The following is a 5,442-nucleotide window of genomic DNA, read 5'->3' on the forward strand; positions in this document are numbered from 1 at the left end:
GTGCCAAGATAACGAAAGCGGTCTATCTCGCGGTCATCATCAACACCTCGTAAAAAAACACCACGCAAATCGGGAACATTAAACTTCGTCCAACTATCAGCGCCTCCCCACCTGATCCCTATCGCATCATAAAGAGCAGGATAATCACTACGCAAATAAGCCTTCCCATCACAAGGTAACCAGCCATCTGGCAAAACTTGCATCCCAAAAATTCCTATCGTCCCTGTCGGATAAATGGGAATAACCGGTTCTTGTGATAAAGAGAGAGGCGTAGGATTTAAAACATGCCAAGCATGATCCCTATAAACCAAGCTATAAATGCACCCCCTTTGAAGCTCGCCCCCCGATAATGCACGAATGCCTAATTCCGTCGCCTTATAAACAGGTTTAGCGGCTAAATCATTCAAGGCAATTGCGGTTTCCCCAACATTCTTACCCTTCGCTTTAAAACAAACTGATATCCCATTCTTATACTCTAAAAAATGCGATTTACTTTGAAGTCTTATCAACGTCGTCTGTTGTTCAGCATCAACCGTAAAGGTACTTTCAATCACACCACTCGTATCGGATAAATATTCACGCACACGCTGCATCATCACACGAGCACTATTATTCAGACTACTAGGACGTTGTCCTTTTGACCAATCAATCAAATCATCACAATAGGCATTCAAGGAGGCATTTAAAGACCAATCATAGATCGTCGACATCTTACACCTCATGTCTTAATCGCAAACAGAACACTCACATTAACTGGACGCGTCTCGCCCTCACCAGTGCTCTCCAAAACAACCTCTTGGCTCTCATCAAGAGTATAAGAACTTACAATGTAGCCCCCTAAATTCTCACGCTCTATACCCATAAAATTCGCTAGAGAGCTTCCCCCAAACAAGCCTAGACGATAGCCCAATACATCTGTCGTATTCCCATCCCAAAAGTTTTCGTTGCTGGTAAAATGAGACATCGAAAGGCTCTGTCCTTGATGTTGATGCGACTCGATTAAATCTGTTTGCACACTTGCAAAAGAACGCCCTTCATCAATATTGCGCCCTCCATCAAGCCCCCGTAAAAACATTCCTCGAAAATCGGGAACATTAAACGTCTCAACGCCATCCCCCTCTCCCCAAACCGTGCCTATCGTCTCAAATAAATCACGATAATCACGACGCAAATAAGCCTTCCCATCGCAAATTAACCAATCCTTTGGAATCCCACGCATTCCAAACGTTCCTATAAAACCCGTGGGATAAAGACTGCTTTCTTCTTCTAAAGGGATAGAGGTAGGATTAACAAGATGCCAATGATCTCCATTATAAAACAATGTATAAATGCACCCTTGTTGGATTTCGCCCCCTGATAAAAGCGATAAACCCGTTTCCGTTGCCTTATAAACCGGCTTGCCATCTAAAGCATTTAAGACAATCGTGGTCGCTCCAACATTCCTGCCCGTCGCCATAAAGCGCAAAACGATACCATTCTTATACTCTAAAAACTGTGAAGTGCTTGCAAGTCTTATCACACTCGTTTGTTGGACATGATCATTTGTCACAATGCCTTCAAGCTCTCCACCCGTGTCTGACAAGTATTCCTTTACGCGCTGCATCATCACACGGGCGCTCGTATTCACACTGCTAGGATACTGTCCTTCGGACCAATCAATCAAATTATCAGAACGCGTATTATCCGCCGCTCTAAGCGACCAATCATAGATCGTTGACATCTCTCATAAATCCTAATTCCGGTAAAATGGTCCGTAAAACGCCCGCATGAATTGCGTCATCAAAGGATTATCATCATCACTCTCTTCTTCTTCCGAAGCTTCTTCTTGTGATGCTAATAATGCCCTCAAAACCTCTAACAAGTTGTCCCTATTACCAAAACCACTTTGTGCTATAGGGCTTGCTCTATAAGGCTGTCCTCCGTACATCTGTAATACACGGTTGACAAAATTACTTGCACGCATAGCGTTGTTACCACCATTCAAGCCAACCGCATTGCTGCCAACAATTTGCGCCGCATTGGCATGGGGATTTTGCAAAAGACGCGCGGCTCCTCCTGCCCCTTGTTGATGTGCTAAATACAATTCCGCTTCACTAGGCGCTCTTCCCAACAGACGGCTTAAATGATTGCGATTATCAAGTGTCAACCGCCCCATGGCATCTGCCGCTTGCATGGGGTCAAAACGATCCTGCAAACCATATTGTTTGGCGGTGCTATCGATAAATTGATACAACCCACCAGCAGAAGAACGTGGATTCCTTGCATTCGGATTGCCTCCACTTTCAACTTGCGCAACACGGTACAAATAGCTCTCTGGCAAACCATATCGCGCTGCCGTTTGCCGTATCGCTTGATTAACAGCAGGACTATAACGGGTCATTGAACCTTACTCCTTAAAAATCTTCCCGCTTCTCCTGCCATTACCGAAGAAATGAAATGCCACAAATGGTCACTAACGATTCCTGCTTTATGTAATCGTATAAATCTTTGTAACATTTGAGCAACTTCCTGCTGGTTCATACCTTTAACGCCAAAAGTTGCTAATTTCGCTATATCTCGTTCAAGTATTTGTCTCTCTTTTTGAGGTAATTTCCTAATCGTATCAGATAAAATATTTTGTGTAATCTTTGCCCCTGCACGTGCTGTACTAACTTTCCCGTACGGTAGATTAACACCTGTTAAATAATTAGGTTCGGGCGTTCCCTGAAACGGTTTTAGGGCTCTTTGCGCCGCATCTTCATAGAACCTTTCATCCTCTACAGCTTTTCTAAACCCATGAATGTTTTTAGAGCTTAAAGATCTGCTTAGATTATCTGACATACGACCCGTTTGTAAAATATTCGAAAGTCTATTAACAGGACGCGAACCTTTTAATAGATCATCAATATAGTCTCTCATCCCTACATGATAAGTATTGAGACCACTAGACATTGCTCCTTTACGAAGACCTTCTTTAATCCCCTCTCCAGAAACATCTCTCTGTACAATGTTTTTGCCTTGTTCTATCGCTTCTTGAAAACCTTTATATTTTTCTACACTAGCCCGCGCTGCTTTGTAAGTAGAGGAGATTTCATCCGTTATCTTTACCAAATTATTCTTAAGTATTTGGTACCCTGTAGCCTTTTGTTTATCACCAAAATTCCGGGACTTTTCGATTAAATCATCAATAGATTTCTTCGTTTGATCTAATAACGCCATTGTGGGTTTATAGTTTATATGGATAAAATCTTTATCATAAAATCGTTGAGCAATTGCTGTGCGCGGGTCTCCTTCTAAGGTGTCAACTGCTTCTTTTACAGCGTTTTGAAACCATTTATTTTTGAAAAGCCTATTAAGAGCTGGATAATGCTTTTTTGCTATGGGAGTTTGCATTGCTTCTGCATAAAGATGTTTATATTCTTTTTCTCCTTGCTCTTGAAGCACCCTTTTTAAAACTTTCGTATCTTGAAGAGGTGTAATGTTTTCATCTGCCGATTGACCAATACGGTGAATAGCATTCTGCACTCGTTCCCCATGTGCTCCTTTCAAAAGTTCAGAAACATGCACATTTGTCTTCCCCATATTCGCAAGGGATACTTCTAAATTTGGACTAATATCTGTCAAAAATGCATGGCGGGGCGCAGAGCCAAGACGCTCTGCAACATTCTCAACACCATCATCATATAATGTTTTTGCAACTTCCCTAACGGCTTTGGTTTCAACTTCCTTATGAGCAGGATTAAAACGCCCTCCTTTCATAAAGGGAATATAGGGAACATGTTGCAATCCCCTTGCCATTTTTTTTGTACCCCAAGAAGCAACTGTACCGGCAAGAGAACCAATAGGACCAGCTACTGTTCCAATACCACCACCAAACCCTGCCGATATAAGACGACCAGAAAGACCCTCTCCTGCTCCAGAGCCATGTAAAGCTCCTGAACCTGCCCCGAACATCATCGCCTTACCAATATTTCCAAGTGTTGACATATGCTTTGCAAGAGCCAAAGCCCTTAATGGAGGCACAAAAAGTGAGAGTCCTGTCGGTACAAGTGAACCAACAGCATAAGCTATAGAGGACCAAATAGGATATTTCTCTTGCAAAGCTTTTTGGTAAGCACGTTCCTTGGCTACCCGTCTATTATATATCTCCTCTGCTTTCTTATCACCACGCCAATAATCTATAAAACCCGATTCATTCGCTGCTTTCATCTCGTCAAAATAATCTGCCATCGCACCAGACGCGCTATTTCTCATAACAGCATTCCGCCACGTAAGATCTTTATCATCAAATGAAAAATCATCTGTTGTAGTTGATTGATCTTTTGTGTTTTGTTGACTTTCAGAAAAAGAATTAGATAGCTTCGCAATCTCAGCAGGATCTTCAACTACGCGGAAACGTTTCCCATTCTTAGCATATACATATTGAGATGAAGATGAACTGTTAGCATGTAACTTTATAATTTTTTCAATCTCAGCAGGATCTTCAACTACGCGAAAACGCTTCCCATTCTTGGCATATACATATTGAGAACGCATCTTCTCAGAAATGTTATAAGGGTCCATTACTATTTAATCCTCAACCAAAAATTTACCACTAGAACTGTCCCTAAAATAAGGTACGTTATCCTTAATAGATGCCTCTTCTAAACTCATCTTTGGTATATTTATCAAATTCCCTTGTGATAGTTGCGAACCACTTCCAAATGCTTCATCCACATCCGCAGCTGTTATGTTATCATTCATCAAAATAGCTAATTGCGCATCTGTTGCTTTGTTATAAATCTCCTGTAAACGTTGCAAATTCCTTATAAGCTCTTGAGGAGATAAACTCTGTTGCAAAGCAACATAAACATTTTCTAATCTTACACCTTCCTTATCAGTCAAATTACCCAATCCTGAAGCACCATTAGGTGATAGCGCTTTAATCCTCTCTAGCCTGTGAAGCATTGCTCCTCCCCTGATTGTTTCAAGATGATCCCTTAAACGTGCTGCCGGTGTGTTCCACAAATTCTGTAAAAATTGACCAATTGGACCAGTAGATGACTTAGGATTTTCCTTAAGTATCTCAAGAGCCGAATTTATTGCATGTGATGTACTTTCTCTCATAATTTTCGCATCTACTATTTGTAATTTTTTCAACTGTTCACGCTTTTGCATATCTTCATGTGCTTTTCCACCTTCAACCGTAACATATCTATATCCACCTGGTGCATTAGGATCTTCCACAAGCATCCTACCGTCATTGGTAAATTGTGGATTCTTGTTTCCACCGTTGATCGTTTGTGCCAAAAACGCATTCAACGCATCTTTATTCCCAGCCATGAACCGCGCCTCTTCTTCACTGTACCCTTTAGATTTTAGATACTCGACAGTCTGGTTAACCTGTCCTCTTTTTTCTCTTTCCATATCACCACGACGAAGATTCATAGCTGCATTCGCTAAACTTTGTGCTATCGTCCCATC

General features: G+C 41.6%; 4 protein-coding genes and 1 pseudogene. All 5 read right to left on the reverse strand.

From position 1 onward, the window contains the following. On the reverse strand, positions 1 to 710 hold a 710-nt coding region (locus ACFIJP_RS08455), incomplete at its 3' end, for a phage tail protein (protein WP_375626944.1). An 8-nt stretch (positions 711 to 718) separates the two neighbouring features. Next, positions 719 to 1,720, reverse strand: coding sequence for a phage tail protein (locus tag ACFIJP_RS08460; protein WP_375626945.1), 1,002 nt, complete (start codon positions 1,718 to 1,720; stop codon positions 719 to 721). Between the two features lie 12 nt (positions 1,721 to 1,732). Then, a complete protein-coding gene (locus ACFIJP_RS08465) occupies positions 1,733 to 2,380 on the reverse strand; it encodes a transglycosylase SLT domain-containing protein (protein WP_375626946.1) in 648 nt (215 codons plus the stop codon). Further along, positions 2,377 to 4,542, reverse strand: coding sequence for a glycine zipper family protein (locus ACFIJP_RS08470; RefSeq protein ID WP_375626948.1), 2,166 nt, complete (start codon positions 4,540 to 4,542; stop codon positions 2,377 to 2,379). The genes ACFIJP_RS08465 and ACFIJP_RS08470 overlap by 4 nt, the downstream gene beginning before the upstream one ends. Positions 4,543 to 4,548: 6 nt before the next feature. Next, positions 4,549 to 5,442, reverse strand: a pseudogene (locus ACFIJP_RS08475) (hypothetical protein); the annotation flags it as partial.

The sequence above is a fragment of the Bartonella sp. MU37NMGALS genome (assembly GCF_042194015.1).
Classification (GTDB): Bacteria; Pseudomonadota; Alphaproteobacteria; order Rhizobiales; family Rhizobiaceae; genus Bartonella; species Bartonella grahamii.